The 22365-nt window shown below is 61.3% G+C and carries 22 protein-coding genes; 16 read left to right on the top strand and 6 right to left on the bottom strand.

The annotated features are described in order from the left end of the window. Positions 1–107: 107 nt before the first annotated feature. Positions 108–701 carry an NUDIX domain-containing protein gene (locus RLCC275e_RS06200; RefSeq protein ID WP_033180412.1) on the bottom strand — a complete coding sequence of 198 codons (594 nt, stop codon included), beginning with the start codon at positions 699–701 and terminating at the stop codon, positions 108–110. Beyond that, positions 698–2902, bottom strand: a complete 2205-nt coding sequence (locus RLCC275e_RS06195) for a molybdopterin-containing oxidoreductase family protein (RefSeq protein WP_033180413.1) — start codon at positions 2900–2902, stop codon at positions 698–700. Before RLCC275e_RS06195 ends, RLCC275e_RS06200 begins: the two co-directional genes overlap by 4 nt. A gap of 16 nt (positions 2903–2918) precedes the next feature. Between RLCC275e_RS06195 and RLCC275e_RS06190 the strand changes: the two genes are divergently transcribed. Together RLCC275e_RS06190 and RLCC275e_RS06185 are read left to right on the top strand one after the other, a co-directional pair. After that, positions 2919–3788, top strand: coding sequence for a 23S rRNA (adenine(2030)-N(6))-methyltransferase RlmJ (locus RLCC275e_RS06190; protein WP_033180414.1), 870 nt, complete (start codon positions 2919–2921; stop codon positions 3786–3788). Between the two features lie 60 nt (positions 3789–3848). Continuing rightward, complete coding sequence (locus RLCC275e_RS06185) at positions 3849–4445, top strand: glutathione S-transferase (protein ID WP_033180415.1); 597 nt, start codon at positions 3849–3851, stop codon at positions 4443–4445. A 77-nt stretch (positions 4446–4522) separates the two neighbouring features. Here RLCC275e_RS06185 and RLCC275e_RS06180 read toward each other — a convergent pair whose 3' ends face one another. Further along, on the bottom strand, positions 4523–5158 hold the full coding sequence (locus RLCC275e_RS06180) for an outer membrane protein (RefSeq protein WP_003558244.1): 636 nt from the start codon (positions 5156–5158) through the stop codon (positions 4523–4525). A 365-nt stretch (positions 5159–5523) separates the two neighbouring features. Between RLCC275e_RS06180 and RLCC275e_RS06175 the strand changes: the two genes are divergently transcribed. The 5 genes from RLCC275e_RS06175 (at position 5524) to RLCC275e_RS06155 (ending at position 10110) form a co-directional block, all read left to right on the top strand. After that, positions 5524–6291, top strand: a complete 768-nt coding sequence (locus RLCC275e_RS06175) for an SDR family oxidoreductase (protein ID WP_033180416.1) — start codon at positions 5524–5526, stop codon at positions 6289–6291. After that, entirely contained in the window at positions 6288–8330 is a 2043-nt protein-coding gene (gene uvrC / locus RLCC275e_RS06170; protein ID WP_033180417.1) for an excinuclease ABC subunit UvrC, read from the top strand. The genes RLCC275e_RS06175 and uvrC overlap by 4 nt, the downstream gene beginning before the upstream one ends. Before the next feature lie 215 nt (positions 8331–8545). Next, a complete protein-coding gene (pgsA, locus tag RLCC275e_RS06165) occupies positions 8546–9136 on the top strand; it encodes a CDP-diacylglycerol--glycerol-3-phosphate 3-phosphatidyltransferase (RefSeq protein ID WP_033180418.1) in 591 nt (196 codons plus the stop codon). Continuing rightward, the gene (moaD, locus tag RLCC275e_RS06160; protein WP_012756855.1) at positions 9133–9387 is read left to right on the top strand and encodes a molybdopterin converting factor subunit 1; all 255 of its coding nucleotides are present in this window, start codon (positions 9133–9135) and stop codon (positions 9385–9387) included. The genes pgsA and moaD overlap by 4 nt, the downstream gene beginning before the upstream one ends. 261 nt (positions 9388–9648) lie before the next feature. Further along, the gene (locus RLCC275e_RS06155; protein ID WP_033180419.1) at positions 9649–10110 is read left to right on the top strand and encodes a molybdenum cofactor biosynthesis protein MoaE; all 462 of its coding nucleotides are present in this window, start codon (positions 9649–9651) and stop codon (positions 10108–10110) included. On the opposite strand, the gene RLCC275e_RS06150 is transcribed toward RLCC275e_RS06155, so the two are convergent. Then, on the bottom strand, positions 10111–11007 hold the full coding sequence (locus RLCC275e_RS06150; RefSeq protein WP_033180420.1) for a branched-chain amino acid ABC transporter permease: 897 nt from the start codon (positions 11005–11007) through the stop codon (positions 10111–10113). Positions 11008–11072: 65 nt separating this feature from the next. Here RLCC275e_RS06150 and RLCC275e_RS06145 point away from each other — a divergent pair, with 65 nt between their 5' ends. Both RLCC275e_RS06145 and RLCC275e_RS06140 read left to right on the top strand, forming a co-directional pair. Next, positions 11073–11618, top strand: a complete 546-nt coding sequence (locus RLCC275e_RS06145) for a CGNR zinc finger domain-containing protein (protein WP_130707446.1) — start codon at positions 11073–11075, stop codon at positions 11616–11618. A gap of 140 nt (positions 11619–11758) precedes the next feature. Beyond that, positions 11759–12220 carry a hypothetical protein gene (locus tag RLCC275e_RS06140; protein WP_050516802.1) on the top strand — a complete coding sequence of 154 codons (462 nt, stop codon included), beginning with the start codon at positions 11759–11761 and terminating at the stop codon, positions 12218–12220. 84 nt (positions 12221–12304) lie between these two features. Here the strand turns inward: RLCC275e_RS06140 and ndk are convergent, their stop codons facing one another. Both ndk and RLCC275e_RS06130 read right to left on the bottom strand, forming a co-directional pair. After that, a complete protein-coding gene (gene ndk, locus RLCC275e_RS06135; protein WP_003547097.1) occupies positions 12305–12727 on the bottom strand; it encodes a nucleoside-diphosphate kinase in 423 nt (140 codons plus the stop codon). Positions 12728–12808: 81 nt separating this feature from the next. Beyond that, positions 12809–13498 carry a glutathione S-transferase family protein gene (locus RLCC275e_RS06130; protein WP_003558228.1) on the bottom strand — a complete coding sequence of 230 codons (690 nt, stop codon included), beginning with the start codon at positions 13496–13498 and terminating at the stop codon, positions 12809–12811. 139 nt (positions 13499–13637) lie between these two features. On the opposite strand from RLCC275e_RS06130, the gene RLCC275e_RS06125 reads away from it, so the two are divergent. The 7 genes from RLCC275e_RS06125 (at position 13638) to RLCC275e_RS06095 (ending at position 22296) form a co-directional block, all read left to right on the top strand. Further along, the gene (locus RLCC275e_RS06125; RefSeq protein ID WP_033180423.1) at positions 13638–14147 is read left to right on the top strand and encodes a DinB family protein; all 510 of its coding nucleotides are present in this window, start codon (positions 13638–13640) and stop codon (positions 14145–14147) included. Positions 14148–14358: 211 nt separating this feature from the next. Continuing rightward, positions 14359–15408, top strand: coding sequence for a GGDEF domain-containing protein (locus RLCC275e_RS06120; protein WP_033180424.1), 1050 nt, complete (start codon positions 14359–14361; stop codon positions 15406–15408). Positions 15409–15602: 194 nt separating this feature from the next. Then, the gene (locus RLCC275e_RS06115) at positions 15603–17486 is read left to right on the top strand and encodes an ABC-F family ATP-binding cassette domain-containing protein (RefSeq protein ID WP_033180688.1); all 1884 of its coding nucleotides are present in this window, start codon (positions 15603–15605) and stop codon (positions 17484–17486) included. A gap of 241 nt (positions 17487–17727) precedes the next feature. Next, positions 17728–18573 (top strand): polysaccharide deacetylase family protein, encoded by an 846-nt coding sequence (locus RLCC275e_RS06110; RefSeq protein WP_033180425.1) that lies wholly within the window; start codon positions 17728–17730, stop codon positions 18571–18573. A 71-nt stretch (positions 18574–18644) separates the two neighbouring features. Then, positions 18645–20687, top strand: a complete 2043-nt coding sequence (locus RLCC275e_RS06105) for a prolyl oligopeptidase family serine peptidase (protein ID WP_033180426.1) — start codon at positions 18645–18647, stop codon at positions 20685–20687. Positions 20688–20793: 106 nt separating this feature from the next. Further along, the gene (locus RLCC275e_RS06100; protein WP_033180427.1) at positions 20794–21720 is read left to right on the top strand and encodes a Gfo/Idh/MocA family protein; all 927 of its coding nucleotides are present in this window, start codon (positions 20794–20796) and stop codon (positions 21718–21720) included. A 72-nt stretch (positions 21721–21792) separates the two neighbouring features. After that, positions 21793–22296: a hypothetical protein gene (locus RLCC275e_RS06095; protein WP_033180428.1), complete on the top strand. Its 504-nt coding sequence runs from the start codon at positions 21793–21795 to the stop codon at positions 22294–22296. Positions 22297–22365 lie beyond the last annotated feature (69 nt).

Genomic DNA, 22365 nt, shown 5'->3' with positions numbered 1-22365 from the left:
GCAGCGCATAGAACTGCTTCGTGACAGTCGTATGAAATTTCGCGACGTATCATCTTAAAGCGGAAAGTTGCGCTTTGGAAATGACCCGATGCGCCCGCCTCGCAGATTCACGCCGTCAGATTTGCCCTGTTCAACAGCGCCCATTGCAGAAGCATGATCGTCTTGGCGTCGAAGATTTCGCCGGTTTCGATCATCGCCGCAGCCTCGTCGAGCGGGATTTCGAGGACCTCGATATCCTCGTGTTCCTCTTCCAGGCCACCGCCTTCAGCCACGCGATCAGCGATGTCGATGAGGGCTGCGAAGAAATGCACGACTTCGGTGACTGCACCCGGTGAAGTATAGGATTTGAACAGAAAGCGCGCATCGCGCAGGCGATAGCCGGTCTCCTCCATCGCCTCGCGACGGATCGCCGCTTCCGGATGGTCGTCGTCGAGAAGGCCGGCCGGCACCTCGATCATCCAGGCGGGATCGCCGTTGAGATGAACGGCGAGGCGGAACTGGCGGACGAGAACCACGACATCGCGCCTGGGATCATAAAGCAGGATACAGGCGGCCGGCGTGCGGTGGTAGACTTCCCGCTTCAACCGATGGGTTGCGCCCTTGCGGTCGATATAGTCGAGGAGGTAGCTGCTCAGCCGCGTCCACCCATTCGACAGGGTTTCCTCGCCGGCGATCTTCACCCGGGATTTCGGCTGGGTCATGCTGCGTCCCTGCGAAGCCAGACCTTGTTGTCGTGGACGGCCGCGCCGCCGTAGGGTGCGACGGGGTCGGCGCCGGTCAAGACGTTGATGCCCTCGCCGTCGACATGCGCCTTGTTCGGCCAGAGACCCTCGGCAATCAGCACGCCCGATTTCACTTCGGTGGTGATGCGGGCGTGGATGCGCAGATCGCCGCGACTGTTGCCGATGCGGACAAGATCGCCATGGGTGATGCCTTTGGCTTCGGCGTCGGCCGGATTGATCATCACTTCAGGGCGGCCCTCCTTCTGGCGGGAGGTCTTGGTCTCGGAAAAGCTCGAATTCAGGAAATTGCGGGCCGGCGACGTGGCGAGACGGAAGGGATGCTCGATATCGGCGACTTCGATGACATCGACCTGATCGGGGAAGGCCGGAAGCGCTGCGTGCGGACCGAGTGCGCCGATCGCGGCCGGCGGTTTGTTCGGCGCCGGCTGATTGATCCAGTCCGGGCGAAAGTGGAACTTACCATCCGGATGGGCAAAACCGTTCAGGTAATGCGCTTCCTCGAAAGCAGGCTGGCGATCGAACCATTTGTGTTCGAGGAAATGATTGTAATCCGGCAGGCCACTCGATTCGAGGATGCGGTCGACCATCTCGCGGGCGGTGAAGCCGAAGCCGGGGCGATCGGCGACGCCGAGGCGTTTGGCCAGTTCCTCGATGACGAAGAGATTGGTGCGCACGGTTGGCGGTGGCTCGACCAGCTTCGGCCCCAGCAGGATATGGTTCTGGCCGCCGGCGCGGTAGATGTCGTCGTGCTCGACGAACATCGTCGCGGGGATGACGATATCGGCGATCTCAGCCGTTTCGGTCATGAACTGCTCGTGGACGGCAACGAAAAGATCGTCACGGGCAAAGCCGCGTCTGACGAGGCGCTGCTCGGGGGCGATGTTTGCGGGATTGGTGTTCTGGATCAGCATCGCTGTCACCGGCCCGCGATGGCGCAGCGCCACGGCATCACCGGTCAGCACGCGGCCGATCTGCGACTGATCGAGCATGCGGATATCGGCATCCTTCATCGACCGGCCGGTCAGTTCGGCGCTGTTCAAGCGAAAGATATCGCTGTTCGAATGGAAGGCGCCGCCGCCTTCATATTGCCAGGAGCCGAGAACGGTGGCGATCGAGGCGGCCGCATGCATGGCGACTGCGCCGTTGCGCTGGCGGGTGAAGCCGTAGCCCAGGCGGAAGAAGGTTTTCTTCGTCGTGCCGACGAGGCTGGCGAAGGCTTCGATCTCTTCGACCGAAAGGCCGGTGATGGCGGCGGCCCATTGCGGCGTCTTGGTTTTAAGATGCGCTTCGAGACCCTCGGGATCATCGGCATATCTCGCCATGTATGCGCGGTCGGCGTAACCGTCGCGGAAGGCGATGTGCATGACGGCGCAAGCGAGTGCGGCATCGGTGCCCGGCCTGACGATCAACGCCATGTCGGCCTGCTTCATCGTCGGATTGTCGTAGATGTCGATGACGACGATCTTCGCGCCGCGCTCCTTGCGCGACTTGATGGCGTGGGTCATCACATTGACCTGCGTCGACACCGCGTTGGTGCCCCAGATGACGACGCAATCGGTGCGGCCCATCTCGCGCGGATCGGGACCGCGCAGCGTGCCGGTCGCCATGGTGAAGCCGGTCCAGGCGGGGTTGGTGCAGATCGAGGAGAAGAAGCCGGAGTAACGCTTGGCATGACGCAGGCGATCGATCGAATCGCGCTGCACCCAGCCCATGGTACCAGCGTAGAAATAGGGCCAGATCGCCTCGCTGCCGTCCCTTGCCTCGGCCTTCACAAAGGCTTCGGCGATCTCATCCAGCGCATCGTCCCAGGAAATCTGCTGCCAGTGCCCTGCCCCCTTGGCGCCGGTGCGGCGCAGCGGATGCATGAGGCGGTCGGGATGGTAGAGCCGCTCGGCGTAACGGGCGACCTTGGCGCAGATGACGCCTGATGTGTAGGAATGGTCATTGGCGCCGCGCACACGGCCGATGCGGCCATCCTCTGATATATCGACCTCCAGCGCGCAGGTGGAGGGACAGTCATGCGGACAGGCCGTGTGGCCCACCCTGTTGTCCGGCTTTTCTGATTTGGCGTGGATGGGGGTCGCAATGTTCATGGCATTTGTATATTCCAAGGCTTGCACGGCCAAAAGCCACAAAAATTCCCCATGACGCGAATTCATACGGACATCAGCAAAAATGAACTACCGCCACATCTATCACGCGGGCAACTTTGCCGATGTGCTGAAACATGCCGTGCTCACTCGGCTGATCCGCTACATGCAGAAAAAGGATGGCGGCTTCCGCGTGCTCGACACGCATGCCGGCATCGGGCTCTACGATCTTTCCTCCGAAGAGGCGCAGAAAACCGGCGAATGGGTCGATGGCATCGGCAAGTTGATGGAGGCAGACCTCGGCTCTCAGGTTTCCGAACTGCTGGAGCCCTACCTCTCGGCAATCCGCGAACTCAACCCGCAGGGCGGCATCCGCTTCTATCCCGGATCGCCGAAACTTGCGCGCATGCTGTTCCGGCCGCAAGACCGGCTGTCGGCGATGGAACTGCATCCCGAGGACTATGTCAGGCTGCACCGGCTGTTCGAGGGCGATCACCATGCCCGCATCACCGAGCTCGACGGCTGGCTGGCGCTCGGCGCGCATCTACCGCCAAAGGAGAAGCGCGGCATCGTGCTCGTCGATCCGCCCTTCGAGGAAGAGGATGAATATCAGCGCCTGGCCGAGGGACTGGAAAAGGCCTATCGGCGCTTTCCCGGTGGCACCTATTGCCTGTGGTATCCGCTGAAGAAGGGCGCGCCGATCAAGGAATTCCACGAGACGCTGCAGGCGCTCGACATCCCGAAAATGCTCTGCGCCGAACTTGCCGTCCGCAGCGACCGCGGCATTACCGGACTGACGGGCTCAGGCCTCGTCATCGTCAACCCGCCCTTCACGCTGAAGGACGAGTTGCACCAATTGCTGCCCGCATTGAAGGACCATCTGGCGCAAGACCGTTTTGCCTCGCACCGCGCCTTCTGGCTGCGCGGCGAGAGCAAGGCGGTCAAGGACGATTGACCCGTTAAGCTGCTTCAGGAATAGTCCGCGCCGCAGCTCCACAATCTGATCAGGTTTCCCATGAAGCTCCTTTGCTCGCCCGCCTCGCCCTATTCCAACAAGGTGCGGATGGCCGCGCATTTTCTGGGGCTGGAGCTGAACGCCATCCGGGTCGACACCAATACCGGACCGGCGATCCTGGTGGACAACAATCCGCTCGGCAAGATCCCGACGCTGCTGACCAATGACGGGGTCTCGATATATGACAGCGTGGCGATCATGCATTATTTCGACCGGCTGACGAAGGGCGGGCTCTACCCTTCGAAGAACGGCAAGCGCACGGATGCGGAAATCCTCGAAGCACTTTGCGACGGCATCTGCGACTGCCTGCTGGCGATCGTCTATGAGCGGCGCTTCCGCGACGAGGAAAAAATTCACCAGCCGTGGATAGACCGGCAGTGGAAGAAGGCGACGAGCGGGCTCGCTCATCTCAGCGCCAATCCGCCGAAAACAGGCAAGAAGCTCAATGGCGGACATTTCGCGCTGGCCGCGACGCTCGATTATCTCAAGCTGCGCTTCAAGGACCAGTGGGAAGCCGATCATGCGCCGCTGATCGACTGGCAGCGGCAGTTCGACAAGAAATTCCCGGCCCATAGCGAGCTCAAGTCTGAGGGTTGAGCGCCCGGAAACAACATGCGGACAGCAAAAAGCCGGGCGACGTGCCCGGCTTTTCCATGTTCGGATATTCGACCAGCTTAGAACTTGACGCCGATACCGAGCTTGACGCTGTTCTCGTCGTAACCGCGCGAGAAGCTGCCGGAGTCGAGGTCGTAGTCCTTGCTCTGGTAATCGGTGTAGCGATATTCCAGGCGCGTCGTGATGTTGTTGGTCACGAAGGCTTCGACGCCGGCGCCGACCGTATAGCCATAGTTCGTCTTGCTTTCGTCCGAGGTGCCGTCGGAAACCTTGACGTCGCCGATGGCAAGACCGGCCGTGCCGTAGAGCAGGAAGGGATTCATGTCGTAGCCGACGCGACCACGGACGGAGCCGTTCCAGCCATACTTGTTCTTGACGCCGCCTGAGGAGACGTCGTCGCCGCTGTAGCCGAGATCGGATTCAACGCCGTAAACGATCTGGCCCTGCTGCCAGTTGTAACCGGTGAAGACCTGGCCGCCGAAACCGTAGGTGTGGCGGTCAGATCCGAAGTCACCCATGTTGTAGGTGCCGGCGCCGCCGAGATAAAAGCCTTCCCAGTTGCCTGCCGGCTTAACTGGAGCGTCCTGGGCGACCGGTGCTTCCGGAATCTGGTCGACGGCATCGGCCGCCTGAGCTGCCGAGACGCCCGCAATTGCAAAAACGGAGGCCATGAGGCCAGCAATGAGTACACGCATACTTAATCTCCTTTCAGTCCCGCGCCGCTTGTCATCTGTCTATCAGTGAAGCATTGGCGGGATATTGCCAGATGTCCCTTCCGGATCGAGACTGAAATTGGAACTCAAATGCGGATTTGAAAGAGCCAAATTGTGATATCATTGTGGCTGCCGCATGGCTGAAATTCGATGTTGCTTTAGCGCAACATACACTTCATTAACCCTACTGAAGTGTTAAACTTAAAATACTTATTTTAAGAAATCGCATTCTTAAATAATACATAGAATATCCCCCTCCCCGACGCAACCGCAACGGCCTATTTATATAATCTCCGTCGGCCCCTATATAGTCTGCAGACAGACTCGCGGGATCAGAAGGCACGATTTTGAACCACAAAAGACTTCGCTCGGCCCTTATAACAGGGGCTGCTAAAAGAATAGGCCGAGCAATCGCCGAAGACCTTGCTGCAAATGGCTTTTCCGTTGCGATCCACGCGAACGGCTCCATCGGTGAGGCCGAAGAGCTGGTGGCGGAATTGCGGCGGAAGGGATATCGAGCGATCGCCCTGCAGGCCGATCTCACCGATATCGGCGAAACGGGCGCGTTGGTCGCGAAGGCGTCGGAAGCGCTCGGGCCGCTCGATCTGCTCGTCAATAATGCGTCTGTCTTTCAGCATGATTCCGCGCGTAGTTTCAATGCCCCCACATGGGCATTGCACTTCGACCTGCATGTCCGTGCGCCCTCTATCCTTGCGGCGGCCTTCGCGCAGCAGATGCCGGCTGAGGCAGCGGGGCTGATCGTCAATATCATCGACCAGCGGGTTTGGGCGCTGAGGCCCAGCTTCTATTCTTATACCCTCTCCAAATCCGCGCTGTGGACGGCAACGCAGACGCTTGCACAGGCATTGGCGCCACGCATCCGCGTCAATGCCATCGGCCCCGGCCCGTCGATGCCGAGCGAGCGGCAGGCGATGGAGGACTTCCAAGCGCAGGTCTCAGCCCTTATCTTGCAGCGAGGGCCGGCGCTGGAGGAATTCGGACAAACGATTCGCTTCCTTTACGACACGCCCTCGATCACCGGCCAGATGATTGCCCTCGACGGCGGCCAGCACCTCGCCTGGCAGACGCCCGATGTGGCGGAGATTACGGAATGAACGGACGAAAGCTGCCGGATGGCGGAGTTCTCTACGACGAGACGGATGAGAGCGAAGACGATATCGAGGTGGAAGGCGACGCTTCCGTCGCCGTGCCGCTTGCGGCTGCGGTCGACTGGAATGCGGGCAGCCTGAATGAAACCGGGCTTATCGGCGCGGAACTGATCGGCGAATTCGTCAAGCGGCTGCCGAACAGCCCCGGCGTCTACCGCATGTTCAATGCCGAGGGCGACGTGCTCTATGTCGGCAAGGCACGCAGCCTGAAGAAGCGCGTCAACAATTACGCCGTCGGCCGCGTGCATTCCAACCGCATCGCCCAGATGGTGCGCCAGACGGCGAACATGGAATTCGTGACGACGCGCACGGAAACTGAAGCGCTGCTCTTGGAAGCGAATCTGATCAAGCGCTTGCGGCCGCGCTTTAACGTGCTTTTGCGCGACGACAAGTCCTTTCCCTATATCCTCATCACCGGCGACCACCGGGCGCCGGCGATCTTCAAGCATCGCGGTGCGAGAGCGCGAAAGGGCGATTATTTCGGACCTTTCGCCTCGGCCGGCGCGGTCGGGCGGACGATCAACTCGCTGCAGCGCGCCTTCCTGATCCGCACCTGCACCGACAGCGTCTTCGAAACGCGCACGCGGCCCTGCCTTCTCTACCAGATCAAGCGCTGTTCCGGGCCGTGCACCCACGAGGTCAGCGATGGGGGGTACGGCGAACTGGTCCAGGAGGCGAAGGACTTCCTGTCCGGCAAGAGCCAGAAGGTGAAATCGCATATGGCCGAGGCCATGAACCAGGCGGCCGAGGACCTCGACTTCGAGCGGGCGGCGATCTATCGCGATCGCCTGGCCGCACTGTCGCATGTGCAGAGCCATCAGGGTATCAATCCTGTTGGAGTCGAGGAGGCTGACGTTTTCGCCATCCATCATGAGGGCGGCATCTCCTGCATCCAGGTGTTCTTCTTCCGCACCGGCCAGAACTGGGGCAACCGCGCCTATTTCCCGAAGGCCGATCCGCAGCTTTCGAGCGCCGAGGTGCTGAATTCCTTCCTGGCGCAGTTTTACGACGACAAGCCGGTGCCGAAGCAGATCATGCTGTCGCAGACGGTCGAGGAGCTGGAGCTGCTCGCCGCCGCACTCAGCGAAAAGGCCGGCCACAAGGTTTCGATCCTGGTACCGCAGCGCGGCGAGAAGCGGGATCTGGTCGACCATGTCGTCGGCAATGCACGCGAGGCGCATGGGCGAAAGCTTGCGGAGACGGCGTCGCAGTCGCGGCTGCTCGAAGGTTTCAAGGAAACGTTCGGGCTTGCCTATGCACCGCAGCGCATCGAGATCTACGACAACTCGCATATCATGGGCACCAATGCGGTCGGCGGCATGGTGGTCGCGGGGCCGGAAGGCTTCGTCAAGAACCAGTACCGCAAGTTCAATATCAAATCGACCGACATCACGCCCGGCGACGACTTCGGCATGATGAAAGAGGTCATGACGCGGCGGTTCTCGCGGCTGATCAAGGAGGACGGCATTCCTGACCGGACGGCGCAGGTGGCCACGCCCGATACAGCCGACATGCCCTTCCCCGCCTGGCCCGATGTGATCCTCATCGACGGCGGCCAGGGGCAGATGACGGCGGTGCGCGCCATCCTTGCCGAACTCGGCATCACCGACAGCGTGACGGCGATCGGCATCGCCAAGGGCGTCGACCGCGATGCCGGGCGCGAACGCTTCTTCCCGCCGGGACGCGAGAGTTTCACGCTGCCGCCGCGCGATCCGGTGCTCTACTTCGTCCAGCGCATGCGCGACGAGGCGCACCGTTTCGCGATCGGCTCGCACCGGGCACGGCGCAAGAAGGAAATGATCAAGAACCCGCTTGACGAGATCGGCGGCATCGGCCCGTCGCGTAAACGCGCGCTGCTTCAGCATTTCGGCACGGCAAAGGCGGTTTCGCGCGCCGCCCTGTCCGACCTGATGGCGGTGGAAGGCATATCGGAAGCCGTCGCCAAGCAGGTCTATAATCATTTCCATGACGACGCCGCGAAATAACCGGCGTCCGTCGCAAATTCCACGCAAAGGCGGTGAAAAGACAGAAAGAATGTTGACGGTCCGCGGCCAAAGCCGTCATCTACCGCATCGGCCCGAAAATCGGAATCGACTTTCGGAAAGCTCGATGCGGATATTCTAAGGTGTTACAGCGTCCTTTGCGCGCCTGAAAAGACGCGCGGCGCTGAAGCGGCGCATCAATTCAGAGAAACGATCCCATGGCATCGCGTGCGTACAGCATTCCCAATCTTCTGACCTACGGCCGCATCCTCGCCGTACCGCTGATCGTTCTCTGCTTCTTCATCGAGGGCAGGCTGTCGATCAGCAACACGGCGCGCTGGGTGGCGCTGTGGATCTTCGTCATCGCCTCGCTCACCGATTTCCTCGACGGCTATCTCGCTCGCATCTGGAACCAGACGTCGAATATCGGCCGCATGCTCGATCCGATCGCCGACAAGCTGCTGGTTGCTTCGATCCTTCTTCTGGTCGCGGCCGATCAAACGATCGCCGGCTGGTCGATCTGGGCGGCGATCACCATTCTCTGCCGCGAGATCCTGGTGTCGGGACTGCGCGAATATCTGGCGGCGCTGAAGGTCAGCGTACCGGTGACGCGGATCGCCAAATGGAAGACGACGCTGCAGCTCGTCGCCATCGCCTTCCTGCTCGCCGGCCCGGCCGGCGACGAGGTTTTCCCCTATACGACGCAGACCGGCATCGCGCTGCTGTGGATCGCCGCACTGCTGACGATCTATACCGGCTACGACTATTTTCGCGCCGGCGTGAAACATATCGTGGATGACGAGGAATGACGCGGCTTGTCTATTTCGCATGGGTGCGCGAGCGCATCGGCAAGGGCGAAGAGGAGATCGATCTCCCCTCTTCCGTCGTCACCGTCGCCGATCTTCTGAATCATTTGAAGACGCTGGGCGAAGAATATGAGACCGCACTTCAATATCCCGACGTGATTCGCGTGGCGCTCGACATGGAGCATGTCGAGCATGACGAGCCGATATCAGGGGCGAAAGAGATCGGTATATTTCCGCCGATGACGGGGGGATGATGCGGTGATGGTGGTGCCGTGTCGCTACCCCCCTCTGTCCTGCCGGACATCTCCCCCACAAGGAGGGAGATTGGCTGGGAGTACGAACTTCCCCAAGCAATCAACGTCGCAGCCCGGCAAAACTGTAGATGGGCACGATGGTCAAGCCGCCCGTAATCTCCCTCCTTGTGGGGGAGATGTCCGGCAGGGCAGAGGGGGGGTGGCACGGCACGCCCTCACTATAGCCTCCGCTACGACCTCAAAGCAGCACAGGCGTTTGTCGTGACCATCACCCCCACCATCCGCGTCCAGCATGAGGATTTCGACCTGCAGGCCGAGGTCGATCTGCTCTCCAAAGGCAAACCCGGCATCGGCGCCGTCGTCACCTTTTCCGGCCTCTGCCGCGATGAAGGCGGGACGCTTGTTGCCCTCGAACTCGAGCATTATCCCGGCATGGCGGAAGCGGAGATGCGGCGCATCGGCGATCTTGCCATCCAGCGTTTCGGGCTGCTCGGTGTCACCGCCATCCACCGCTACGGAAAGATCGCCGCAGGCGAGAATATCGTGCTCGTCGTCGCAGCCGCGCCGCACCGGCAGGCGGCGTTCGACGGCGCCAATTTCGTCATGGACTTCCTGAAGACCGCAGCCCCCTTCTGGAAGAAGGAGCATGCGCGGGATGGCGCCATCGGCGACTGGGTCGCGGCGAAAGACGCCGACGATGCGGCGCGCGACAAGTGGAAATAATTAGAGCACCACGCGCTCCCGGCGGCTCATGACCAAGAGCAGGACGAGCAGCGAAAAGATGACCAGATCCCGCCAGACGAAGGGGCCGTAAGCGCCCCACATGGTTTCGACGACGGCAAGCCCGGCGGCGCCACCTGCCGAGCGCAGCGGATCGGAATAGCCGCCGACGGCTGCGATCAGCAGCACCTTCAGCCCGAACATCAGGCCGGCGCCGAAATCCATCGAGCCGTAATAGAAGGTGGCGAGAATGCCGCAGATGGTGGCGACGAGGGCGGCGGCCGCATAGGCAGCGAGAAAGACGCGGTCGGCGCTGGTGCCGCAGAGTTCGGCTGCCAGCGGATCATCGGTGACGGCGCGCCAGACGCGGCCCCACGCCGTGCGCCTGAGGATCAGCGTACCCACAGCGACAATGGCGCACATCAGTACCGTGTTGATCAGCTGGATATGGGTGAGTGTAACTTTGAACAGGCCGTCGCTCCAGAAGACGACCGTTTCGTTCAGAAACGGCGGCAGCCAGATAGAGCGGGTATTGGCAGCAAGCCGGGCGGTCTCCATCAGCACGATCATGATGCCGAGGGCAGCGACGATGACCGTATTCGGCGATTTGTTGACCAGCGGCAGCATGATCGAGCGACCGATCCACAGGCCCGCCGCCAGCGAATAGACGATGGAAGCGAAGGCCCCGACGGCTAGTGCGGCCGGCAGCACCAGCCAAAACCTGACATAGGCGAGTTCGGTGAAGAGCAGCAGGATCTGGCCCGCGAAGGCAAAGATCGCCCCATAGGTGATGTCGGCCCGCTTCGTCACACCGAAGGCGACGGCATAACCGAAGGCAAGCGCGGCATAAAGAGCCGCCAGCGGAACCGCATTCGCCAGCTGCTGCAGAAGATAGGCCATTCCAGACACTCCGCGTCACCGAAATTATAACTGGTAAAACCAATTTCACCAGTTATAATTTCATCATGAGTTTTTCTTGGACCCCTCATCGCTTTGCCGGCGGCGCACTGGCGCTTGATGTCGTCAACAGCGTCGTTCTGCGCCACGATGCGACGCGGCGGATCGACCGCTTCGCGGTCAGGGAGCAGATGCGGAGCTTTCCAAGCGCTGCGGCCGAGTTCTGCGCCGAGCGTGCCCTTTTCGGCGACATCGCACCGGTGGCGGTGGAAAACGAAGTGGATTTCATCGCGCTGCGGGAAACAATCGACCTCTATTTCCGCGAGCGTATACTGAATGGCGGCGACGACCAATTGCTGGCCAGGCTGCTGGAAGCGCTGGCGAAGACATTACGCAACGCAGGCCCCGACAGCCTGGCCGCGGCGACCGCCCATTCGGTGCTGCGGCTGATCGCCATGCCCGATCCGGAGCGCATGAAGATCTGCGGCAATTGCGGCTGGCTGTTCATCGACCGCAGCAAGAACAGAAGCCGGGCCTGGTGCGACATGGCGGTCTGCGGCAACCGCGCCAAGGCGAACCGTCACTATCGCCGCAAGAAGGAGGAGACGCCATGAGAAAGCATTGGATCGTGATGGTGCCAGAGCATTTCCGTTTCTCTGCGAGGCACGGAAATGCTCTATCTTTCTGTCTGTCCGCAATTCCGGACGCAAAACCGCTGCGCACTTTTGCTGGAATTGCTCTGGTGGCCGGGCTGATGCTATCAGCCTGCCAGCGCCAGGCTGAAAACCTGGTCGAGGTCACCGGCCATCTCTTCGTCTTCAACTATCGGGTGGCGAGCGCCACCTATCTGCTGACGCTGAAGAAGACCGGGCCTATCCCCGACGGTTCGGTCATCATCGCCGAATTTGAAAATCCTGAAGGAGGCGATCCGCTGGTGCTGAACCAGAAAATCTACCCGATCGACGACAAGATCGCGCTGCAGAGCGAAAAACTGCACTGCGTGCGCAAGGACCGCCCCTATTCCGTGAGTGTCCGGCTGGTCGACAAGGACGGCAAGGTGTTGCAGGAATTGAAGACGCAGTTCCGGTCCGACCTCGACCAGACCGTCCTGCCGAGCAAGCCGCTCGTCCTCGGCGCGCTTTATGACAAGAACCCGGAGGTCTTCAAGCCTGACGGCAGCGTCGATTTCTCGAATACCGACAAATGCCCGGCATAGAGACATGCATGGAAAAAGCCGGAGCAAGGCCCCGGCTTTCGAGAGTCAATTCAAGGCATTGCCGGCGAATGCCGAAGCGTGGCCTCAGCCGACGATTTCGGTATCGGAGAACCAGTACTTGATTTCCTGGGCAGCCGTCTCCGGAGCATCCGAGCCGTGAACGGAATTTTCGCCGATCGACAGAGCGTGAACCTTGCGGATCGTGCCTTCGTCAGCGTTTGCCGGATTGGTCGCGCCCATGATCTCGCGGTTCTTGAGGATCGCGCCTTCGCCTTCCAGCACCTGGACAATGGTCGGGCCGGAGGTCATGCCTTCGACCAGTTCGCCGAAGAAGGGACGATCCTTGTGAACGGCGTAGAAGCCTTCGGCTTCGCGACGGCTCATCCAGACGCGCTTGGAAGCGACGACACGCAGGCCGGCATCTTCGAGCATCTTGGTGATGGCGCCCGTCAGGTTGCGCTTCGTTGCGTCCGGCTTGATCATCGAGAAGGTGCGTTCAATCGCCATAGTCAAATCCTCTGTTTTCTCGGGAAAAGTGGGCGGTCTTTACCCGCCCCAACGGCCGAAAACAAGAGGTAGACGGCAATTTCACGCCGCTGTCACAGTCCTGCCGCGGCTTTGGTGAAGATCGAGGCAGCGTTCGAACCAGGCCATGACGGGATCGGCGGCAGCAAGCATAGTAAGGCCCGCTGAGACACGCAGCCATTGCAGCGCGCCGAAGACGATATAGTCGGCAAAGAGCGGCGTTTGCCCGCCGATGAAGGGCTGGAACTTCAGCATGTGCCGGAGCGGCTCCAGCTTGACGCCGAAGGCGGCTTTCTCCGCCTCGCTGTCGGCGGCAACCACTTCCAGCGGCTTGCCGAGCCGAGCTTCGCGGCTTTCGCGGAAATAGGCTTTGTCGTCCTCATCGAGGTTCGCATGGATGTCGAGAAGGGCGATGCGCATGATCGCCGGATGGATGATCATCTGCGAATAGCCTTCCACCATCCGCGACAGCGCCTTGCCGCCCTCGCCGTTGAACAGTGACGGCCGCTCGGGATAGGCCTCCTCCAGATAGAGGGCGATGTCGAAGCTATCTGGGATCAGCTGGCCATTATCGTCGAGAACGGGCACGATCGACGAGACGCCGCCGCCGATCGCGCGGATGCGGGCGTAGGTCGTCGGAATCTCCTCGAAATCGAGCCCCTTGTGCGCAAGTGCCATCACCGCCTTCCAGCAATGGGGCGAAAAGAAGCGCCGCTCGTCGGCGCCGCAGAGGGAATAGAGGGCTCTGGTCATAACGGTCCTTTCGAGATCGCAGCTCCATGCATTCGACGACAGAAAGCGGCTGCGATCAAATCAGGAAATTTCATGGCGTCATCACTCGGCTTTCTGGGGAAACGGGCTAGACTGCCGATACGACACGGGAGGGGACAGGATGCTCAGACATTACAGGATGTTCGCCGCCTATAATCGCTGGGCCAACACGCAAGTCTATGCGGCTGCGGCCGAACTCAGCGATACAGAGTTCCGCAATGATTGCGGCGCCTTCTTCGGCTCGCTGCATCGCACGCTCAATCATCTGCTTGTCGCCGACCGGATATGGATGAAGCGCTTCACCGGCACCGGCGAAGCGCCGACGACACTTGATGCCGTGCTCTTCGAAGATCGGGATGCGCTTGCCGCTGCCCGCAAAGCAGAGGACGAGCGGATCATTGCCTGGACAGGCATGCTGGACGAGAGAACCCTCGCCGCCAACTTCACCTATGTAACAGTGGTACAGCCGGCCGAGATCACCCAGCCTCTGTCGGCGGCGCTCGCGCATTTCTTCAACCACCAGACCCATCATCGCGGCCAGTGCCACATGACGCTGACGGCGCTCGGCAAGCCGAGCCTCATGCTTGATCTCATCTACTTCCTGCGCAACGAGGGCCGCGAGTGGATGTGAGGCCCGATCCGAATTAGAAAGTTGGAACATGATGTCATCCGGAAAACCGCTCACACTTTTCGGCATCATGTTCTGGCCATCAAGACTGAATTAACCGCCTTTGCCGGTTCTGCCGCCGATCCAGGGCTTCCCCGTTGAAAATTCAGCCTCTCTTAAAAGCTTGCGGGCATAGCGTGATGTGAGAGATGAGGCCGGGTCGCGAGGGATCGTCATGCAGAATGCAAGCGCAAACGCATTGGTGTCGCGCGAGGCTGCGCGCCCAGCGCCGATGGCGGATATTCAGAAAATCGCCCAGCACATGGCGCGCCTCAACGTCGCCGCGTTGCCGCGCAATTACGAACTCTTTCATGAGGCGATCGTCGGGCTGAATGCCGGCCTTGCGCAGGATATTGCGGCACTCGGCCCTCAGCCGCAGCAGCCGATGCTCGACGAACTCGGCCTGAAATACCGCCTCGTCGGCCATTGCGGGCTGGCGGGCGAGACATCACGAAACGAGGCGAGCCGGATGCTGCGCGACGTGGCGGAAAGGCTTGCCGAAGGGCTGAAGCACAGGAACGCCTTTGCGCGCGCCTGCGGCACGATCCTGAAATCCGTTTCCGGCCAAGACGACCAGAGCCTTGCCGCCTTCCTCAGCGAGGTCGACTACCTCACGGCTTCGCTTTCGACCGTTCTTGCAGCGGAGATGGAAATCGGCGCGAAGCTGCAGGACGATATCAAGACGCTGGAAACGCTGGAGCGCGGTATTTCGGCGATGCAATCGGCTGCGATCGCCGACAGGATCACCGGACTTCCGAACCGCATTGCGCTGAACCGGACGATCGCCGACCTCTACGAGCGGGAAGAAGGTGCCGCCGGCAGCGCGCTGATCATGGTCGATATCGACAATTTCACCGATCTCAACGACAAATATGGCACGCAGGCAGGCAACAAGCTCCTGAAGAAGCTCGCCGGACTCCTCCAAAAGTCGATCAAGAAAAACGATTTCATTGCCCGCACCGAGGGTGACGAATTCGCCCTGTTGTTTTCCAATGTCGGCATGCAGGATGCAATGACGATCGCTGAACGCCTGCGCGCCTCCGTCGAGGACAATCTGGTCTTCGCGACATCCGACAAGGCCGGTCCCGGCAGGCTCACTATCTCGATCGGCGTGGCGCTCAGCACCGATGCCGCAACACCTGGACAATTGCAGGCCAATGCCCGGGTGGCGCTTCTCGCCGCGCAGTCGAACCCCCGACTGCCGGTGCAGGCTTTCGGCCGCTGAGGCGGCGGACAAGCAAGCGTGCGGCGGGATAAGCGCGCTTGAGGGGGACAAGCAGGCTTGTCCCGGGGATAAGCAGGCTTGTCAGCGCACAAGCAAGCTTGGCGCGGGAAAAGCAGGCTTGCGGCGGACAAGCAAGCTTGCCGCGGGGATAAGCGCTCTTGCCTTGGCGAGCGCTTTCGGCCAAAACGCCGGCCATGATCACGCTCACCGATATTTCCGCCCGCATCGCCGGGCGCCTGCTTCTCGACAATGCCAGCGTTTCGCTGCCTTCAGGCACGAAGGCAGGGCTCGTCGGCCGCAACGGCGCCGGCAAGTCCACGCTTTTTCGCGTCATCACCGGCGATCTCGGTGCGGAAACCGGATCGGTCTCGATCCCGAAGGCCGCACGCATCGGCCAAGTGGCGCAGGAAGCGCCGGCGACCGAAGACGCGCTGATCGAGATCGTGCTTGCCGCGGACAAGGAACGCACCGCCCTCGTTGCCGAGGCGGAAACCGCAACCGATCCGCACCGCATCGCCGAAATTCAGATGCGCCTTGTCGATATCGACGCGCATTCGGCCGAAGCGCGCGCGGCGAGCATTCTTGCCGGCCTCGGCTTCGACAAGGCGGCGCAAGCCCGCCCCGCCTCCTCCTTCTCCGGCGGCTGGCGCATGCGCGTCGCGCTTGCCGCCGTGCTGTTTTCCGAGCCGGATCTGCTTCTGCTCGACGAGCCGACCAACTATCTCGACCTCGAAGGCACGCTGTGGCTGGAAGATTATGTCAGGCGCTATCCGCACACTGTCATCATCATCAGCCACGATCGCGACCTGTTGAACAATGCGGTCAATGCGATCGTCCATCTCGACCAGAAGAAGCTCACCTTCTATCGCGGCGGTTACGACCAGTTCGAGCGACAGAAGGCGGAAGCCGACGAGCTGCAGACGAAGGCCAAGGCCAAGAACGACGCGGCGCGCAAACATCTGCAGGGCTTCATCGACCGCTTCAAGGCCAAGGCTTCCAAGGCTCGGCAGGCACAATCGCGCGTCAAGGCGCTGGAACGCATGGGAACGGTTGCTGCGGTGATCGAGGCCCACGTACAGCCGATCACTTTTCCCGAGCCGGAAAAGCAGCCGGCTTCGCCGATCGTCGCGATCCAGAGCGGCGCCGTCGGCTACGAGCCCGGCAATCCGATCCTGAAGAACCTCAATCTGCGCATCGACAATGACGACCGCATCGCCCTGCTCGGCTCGAACGGCAACGGCAAATCGACCTTCGCCAAATTCATCTCCGGCCGGCTCGCGCCGGAAAGCGGTGAGGTAAAGATCGCACCGAGCCTGAAGATCGGCTTCTTCGCGCAGCACCAGCTCGACGACCTCATTCCCGAGCAATCGCCGGTGGAGCATGTGCGCCGGTTGATGCCCGGCGCGCCGGAAGCCAAGGTGCGCGCCCGTGTCGCCCATATGGGGCTTGCGACCGAGAAGATGGCAACGGCCGCCAAGGATCTTTCCGGCGGCGAAAAAGCCCGCCTGCTGATGGGGCTTGCCGCCTTCAATGCGCCCAATCTGCTGATCCTCGACGAGCCGACCAACCACCTCGACATCGACAGCCGCCGCGCGCTGATCGAGGCGCTGAACGATTACGAAGGCGCCGTCATCCTGATCTCGCATGATCGTCACCTGATCGAGGCGACGGTCGATCGGCTGTGGCTGGTCAACGGCGGCACGGTGACGACCTTCGAAGGCGACATGGACGAGTATCGCGACCTCATCGTCAGTTCCGGTAAAAAAAAAGAAGAAAAGCCGCAGCTGACTGAAGATGCGACGTCGAAGGCCGACCAGCGCAAGCTCAATGCCGAACGCCGCGCCTCGCTGACGCCGCTCAGGAAAAAGATCAACGAAATCGAATCCTTGACGGCGAAGCTGGAGAAACAGATTCAGGCGTTTGATGCGGAACTTGCGGATCCGGCCCTTTACGAAAAGACGCCCGCCAAGGCCGCCGAAAAGGTGAAGCAACGCGGCGAGGCTGCGGCAAGACTCGCTGCTGCCGAGGAAGACTGGCTGATGCTGTCTGCCGAATACGAAGAAGCGATGGCGGGATAGCCACAGGTCTTAGAATAGGATGATTTTAGGCCGGATCGGCCTAAAATCTGAATCCTATTCTAAATTATAGAGTTGGAGCATGATGTCGCCCGAAAACCGCTCACACTTTTCGGCATCATGCTCTATCGAAAGCGTGGCGAAATGCCGCGCATCAACGCAATTGCGGTCATTATCAACCGATCGTTAACCATAATCCGAAAGGTTGTCTCAACATTCGTTACCGATTTGTTGAGCCCTTTCCATGTATCGTTTTTTCGTTCTGTCCTGCATGGCCCTCACGGCCGCCCTCTCCGCCTGTAGCACCACCAGACAAGCCGCTCCCGATACCTCGATCAAGACCTCCTCGGTGATCGCGCCCGAGGGACGGGCGCTTGCCTATACCGGCTACGATGCGGCGCCGCGCCTTGCCGGCCCGCATCATCTGGCCGGACGGACGCTGGAGGTCTCCTCGCTCGCCGATCTCAAGCTGCAGGACAAGGAAGTGATCCTGAGTTTCGACGATGGCCCGATCCCCGGCCGGACCGACAAGGTGCTGGCAATCCTCGACCAGTTCGGCGTCAAGGGCGCCTTCATGATGGTCGGCGAAATGGCCGAGATGCATCAGGCGCTCGCCCGCAAGGTCGCCCAGGACGGCAACACGATCGGCAGCCACACTTATGACCACGCCAACCTCGCTTCGCTGAGTTTCGACGCGGCGATGGCCGAGGTGACCAAGGGCGAATTGGCGGTGACCAAGGCGACCGGAACCGAAGTCTCCTTCTTCCGCTTCCCCTATCTTGCCGAGAGCCACAGGCTGCGCGCCGCGGTCGCCATGCGCGACATGGTGGTCATGGATGTCGATATCGACAGCAAGGACTATTTCACCACGACGCCAGTCTCTATAACCCAGCGGACGATGAACCTCTTGCACAAGCGCGGCCGCGGCATCATTCTGATGCACGACATCCACAAACGCACGGCGACGATGCTGCCGACCCTGCTCTCGAAACTCGAAGCCGAAGGCTACAAGGTGGTGACGCTGAAATTCAAGAAGACCGAGGTGCCGAACACCGTCGTCGCCTCGGCCGATCTCGTGACGATCCGTTAAGGCAGCGGGTTGCCAAGTTGGGACCGGCTGCCTAGATCTGTCCGACGTCAATGGAAGCAGGCAAGTCGGATATGAACCTTCATCTCGAAACGGACGACGATCCGCGCACCCGCCAGTTCATCGACGAGCACAACGCGCTTTCCGACGCGGCACTGAGAACACCGCAGTTTGCTGAAGATCGCGACGCGATCAAGGCGCTGATCGAGCGGCAGGACAGGCTGATCGTTCCGATGCGCCGAGGCGAGTGGCTGTTCGATTTCCGGCAGAGCAAGGACAACCCTCTCGGCGTCTGGCTCCGCCTGCCGGCGAACCAGGAGCCGCTGCCCGACGCCGCCTGGGAGCCGACCTTCGATCTCGATGCCTTCTGCGTCAGGGAGGGCAAGCGCTGGAACTGGCGCGGCGCCGTCACCTGCCCATGGGAACCGACGCGGGTGCTGCTCACGCTTTCGGACGGCGGCTCCGACCTTCTTCGGCTGCTCGAATTCGACGCCGAACGGAAACAGGTGGTCGAGGGCGGCTTCGATACCCCGGCCGCACGATCGCATGCCACCTGGCTGAGCCGCGACGAAATCTGCTATTTCGGTTCCATCGACCGATTTTCGGCGACCCGTTCCGGGTGGCCGCGGGTCGGGCGGCGATTGAAGCGCGGACAGCGACCGGAAGACGCCGCCGTCATGTTCGAAGCAGCAGACGAGGACGTCTACGGCTTCAATCTCGTCATCGACCCTGCCCTGTCAGGCGCTTCGGCGGATGATGGATTGATCGACATTTTCGTCGCCGCCCATGAGATCGGCGTCGCCAGCGCTTTCCTGATCGCCAACGACGGCACACAGCGGCGCATCGATCTGCCAGCCGATGCCGATTTCCAGTTCAATCGCGATCATTGCCTTTGGCGGGCAAAGACCGATGAGCGCGTTGCGACCGGCAGCCTCGTGCTGCAGCGCTTCGATCCCAGATCGGAGACGGTTCCGCTCGGGCCGGAGCGGATCCTGTTTCAGCCTGGCGAGGGCCAGTCCATCTCGCAGATGATGCTGATGCGCGAGTGGTGCGTCTTCATCATCTCCGATCGGCTGCGCCCGCGTCTCATGGTGCTGGACCTGACAAAGCCCGATGCCGAGCAGCGCGAGATCGCACTGCCGGCAGACATGCAGACCGCTCATTTCAGGCCGCTCCACGCGGATCTGCATCTTGGCGACGATACGCTCTACATCGTCGGCCAGGGCTTCCTGCAGCCTCCGGCCTGCTATCGCCTCGAGCTGTCGGATCGCAGCAAGCACGCCGAGCCGATTTTCGTCGCCGCAGCGCCGAGCTATTTCGATGCGACAGATATGTCATCCGAACTGCTGGAGGCTGTTTCCGAGGACGGAACGAAGGTTGCCTACCGGCTGGTCCTGCCGAAGCAGTGGACCAAGGGCGCGCTGCCGGTACTGCTTTACGGCTATGGCGGCTTCGATGTTTCGCTATCGCCGAACTATTCCGGCGTGACAGGACGCTGGCTGGAGCAAGGGGGCGCCTATGTGCAGGCCTATATCCGCGGCGGCGGCGAATTCGGGCCCGACTGGTATCGCAGCGCCAAGCGGCAGGGGCGAGACCGGGCGTTTGCCGATTTCGTCGCCATCGCCCGCGACCTCGTCGCCCGCGGCTATACCGTGCCGTCGCGGATCGCCTGCCAGGGCGGCAGCAATGGCGGCCTGCTGACCGGCGTGATGCTGACGCGCTATCCCGATGATTTCGGCGCCGTCTGGTGCCAGGTGCCGGTCCTTGACATGACACGCTTCCACCTGTTCAGCGCAGGGCAAGCCTGGATGGACGAATATGGCGATCCGGAGACGCCGGTGGACCGGGATTTCATGCTCGGTTATTCGCCGCTTCACAATGTCGGGCCGGCGACCAAGGTCAGCTATCCGCCGATCTACATCGAAAGCTCGGCCAATGACGACCGTGTGCATCCCTCGCATGCGCGCCGCTTTGCCGCGCGGCTGGAGGAAGAAGGACACCGGCCGCTCTTCCATGAATTCGGCTCCGGCGGGCATGGCGGCGACGGCAGTTCCGAAGAGCGCGCCGCCCGCGCGGCGATGGGTTACAGCTTCCTTCGCCAAACTATCATGCGGTAGAATGCCATCGTGCAAAGAATGAAGCGGGAGAGCTTGTCGGCGTTCTTCTTTCTGCTAAAAAACGAACCCAATAAGTCATACTTTTCATAGGCTGGAGCGAAACATCATGTCCCCCATCAACCTCGCCATCGTTGGCGTCGGCAAAATTGTCCGCGACCAGCACCTTCCCTCCGTCGCCAAGAACCCGGATTTCGAGCTCGTCGCCACGGCAAGCCGCCACGGCACGGTCGAAGGCGTCAAGAGTTATAAGACGATCGAAGCGATGCTCGACGCCGAGCCGTCGATCGATGCCGTTTCGCTCTGCATGCCGCCGCAATATCGCTACGAGGCAGCCTATAAGGCGCTCGTCGCCGGCAAGCATGTCTTCCTGGAAAAGCCGCCCGGCGCGACGCTGAGCGAGGTGGCCGATCTCGAAGCGCTGGCGAACAAGCAGGGGGCGTCGCTCTTTGCCAGCTGGCATTCGCGCTATGCGCCGGGCGTCGAGGCCGCCAAGGCGTTTCTTGCCTCGACGACAATCAAAAGCGTGCATGTAATCTGGAAGGAAGATGTCCGCCACTGGCATCCGAACCAGGACTGGATCTGGCAGGCTGGCGGCCTCGGCGTTTTCGATCCCGGCATCAACGCGCTGTCGATCGTCACCCATATCCTGCCGCGGCCGATCTTCATCACCGAGGCCGTGCTCGAATTTCCCGAGAATCGCGATGCGCCGATCGCGGCCGACATTCGCTTCCGCAATGCCGACGGCCTGCCGGTTCACGCCGAATTCGACTGGCGCCAGACGGGCAAGCAAAGCTGGGACATCGTCGCGGAGACGGCAGCCGGCCAGATGGTGCTCGCCGAGGGCGGCGCCAAGCTTTTGATCGACGGCGCGCTGACGTTCGCCGAGCCGGAGCAGGAATATCCCTCGCTCTACCGTCGCTTCGCCGAAATCATCAAGGCCGGCAAATCGGATGTCGACCTCGCGCCGCTGCGCCACGTCGCCGATGCCTTCATGCTCGGCAAGCGGAAATTCGTCGACGCCTTCCACGACTGAGCGCCGCAATAACGTCATAGAAACCGGCAAGATTTGCCGGCCTATGGCAATAGTGTTCGGGGGCAGCCGCTCATGAGCAACAAAATTGGCCTCAAGGGCCGATTTTTCCGCGGGTTGAAGATTGGCATCCTTGTGGTGCCGTTTCTCGGCCTTGCGGCATGTTGGAGCGAACAGGTCGCCATGCCGCCGGATGCACCGGGCGTTTCCCGATCCGAGGAATATTCCTTCGGATCGGCTACCCAGGCTCAGGATTGGCAGGCCACCCGCAAGGTGTTGGGCCAACTGGAAGGGCGGTTCGGAGAGAAGTCCATGCGTATCCTGGCGCGCAATCTCGCCAGCACCACCGACCCGCAGACCATCAAGGCCTATTATGCCGAACGCCTTGTCCATCAAGCCGGCTGGGCGGAGATGCCGGTCAGCACCTTTGCCGACAAGGCGTGGGCATTCGCTTTTGTCAGTCCGAATGGAAAGCATGTTTTGGCAGTCGAGGCGCTCGACGCGTCGGAAAGTGCTGGCGGGATCGTCCCCCTCAACATCCTGACGAACCTCGACGAGGCCGAAGGCTCGAAAGGATAACGGCTACCGCCAGCCGGTGAGAGCGAAGCTGGACGGCTTCATGCAGCAATTCAAAGTGTTACAGTGTCC

The sequence above is a fragment of the Rhizobium brockwellii genome (assembly GCF_000769405.2).
GTDB classification, from domain to species: Bacteria; Pseudomonadota; Alphaproteobacteria; order Rhizobiales; family Rhizobiaceae; genus Rhizobium; species Rhizobium brockwellii.
The sequence above is the reverse complement of the archived record's forward strand: the minus strand, read 5'-3'. Positions and strand labels throughout refer to the sequence as shown.

Excerpts from the sequence above, each read along its gene's own strand:
- RLCC275e_RS06200 (WP_033180412.1), bottom strand. The coding sequence starts at position 701 with ATGACCCAGCCGAAATCCCGGGTGAAGATCGCCGGCGAGGAAACCCTG.
- RLCC275e_RS06195 (WP_033180413.1), bottom strand. The coding sequence starts at position 2,902 with ATGAATTCGCGTCATGGGGAATTTTTGTGGCTTTTGGCCGTGCAAGCC.
- RLCC275e_RS06190 (WP_033180414.1), top strand. The coding sequence starts at position 2,919 with ATGAACTACCGCCACATCTATCACGCGGGCAACTTTGCCGATGTGCTG.
- RLCC275e_RS06185 (WP_033180415.1), top strand. The coding sequence starts at position 3,849 with ATGAAGCTCCTTTGCTCGCCCGCCTCGCCCTATTCCAACAAGGTGCGG.
- RLCC275e_RS06180 (WP_003558244.1), bottom strand. The coding sequence starts at position 5,158 with ATGCGTGTACTCATTGCTGGCCTCATGGCCTCCGTTTTTGCAATTGCG.
- uvrC (WP_033180417.1), top strand. The coding sequence starts at position 6,288 with ATGAACGGACGAAAGCTGCCGGATGGCGGAGTTCTCTACGACGAGACG.
- pgsA (WP_033180418.1), top strand. The coding sequence starts at position 8,546 with ATGGCATCGCGTGCGTACAGCATTCCCAATCTTCTGACCTACGGCCGC.
- moaD (WP_012756855.1), top strand. The coding sequence starts at position 9,133 with ATGACGCGGCTTGTCTATTTCGCATGGGTGCGCGAGCGCATCGGCAAG.
- RLCC275e_RS06150 (WP_033180420.1), bottom strand. The coding sequence starts at position 11,007 with ATGGCCTATCTTCTGCAGCAGCTGGCGAATGCGGTTCCGCTGGCGGCT.
- RLCC275e_RS06145 (WP_130707446.1), top strand. The coding sequence starts at position 11,073 with ATGAGTTTTTCTTGGACCCCTCATCGCTTTGCCGGCGGCGCACTGGCG.
- RLCC275e_RS06140 (WP_050516802.1), top strand. The coding sequence starts at position 11,759 with ATGCTATCAGCCTGCCAGCGCCAGGCTGAAAACCTGGTCGAGGTCACC.
- ndk (WP_003547097.1), bottom strand. The coding sequence starts at position 12,727 with ATGGCGATTGAACGCACCTTCTCGATGATCAAGCCGGACGCAACGAAG.
- RLCC275e_RS06130 (WP_003558228.1), bottom strand. The coding sequence starts at position 13,498 with ATGACCAGAGCCCTCTATTCCCTCTGCGGCGCCGACGAGCGGCGCTTC.
- RLCC275e_RS06125 (WP_033180423.1), top strand. The coding sequence starts at position 13,638 with ATGCTCAGACATTACAGGATGTTCGCCGCCTATAATCGCTGGGCCAAC.
- RLCC275e_RS06120 (WP_033180424.1), top strand. The coding sequence starts at position 14,359 with ATGCAGAATGCAAGCGCAAACGCATTGGTGTCGCGCGAGGCTGCGCGC.
- RLCC275e_RS06115 (WP_033180688.1), top strand. The coding sequence starts at position 15,603 with ATGATCACGCTCACCGATATTTCCGCCCGCATCGCCGGGCGCCTGCTT.
- RLCC275e_RS06110 (WP_033180425.1), top strand. The coding sequence starts at position 17,728 with ATGTATCGTTTTTTCGTTCTGTCCTGCATGGCCCTCACGGCCGCCCTC.
- RLCC275e_RS06105 (WP_033180426.1), top strand. The coding sequence starts at position 18,645 with ATGAACCTTCATCTCGAAACGGACGACGATCCGCGCACCCGCCAGTTC.
- RLCC275e_RS06100 (WP_033180427.1), top strand. The coding sequence starts at position 20,794 with ATGTCCCCCATCAACCTCGCCATCGTTGGCGTCGGCAAAATTGTCCGC.
- RLCC275e_RS06095 (WP_033180428.1), top strand. The coding sequence starts at position 21,793 with ATGAGCAACAAAATTGGCCTCAAGGGCCGATTTTTCCGCGGGTTGAAG.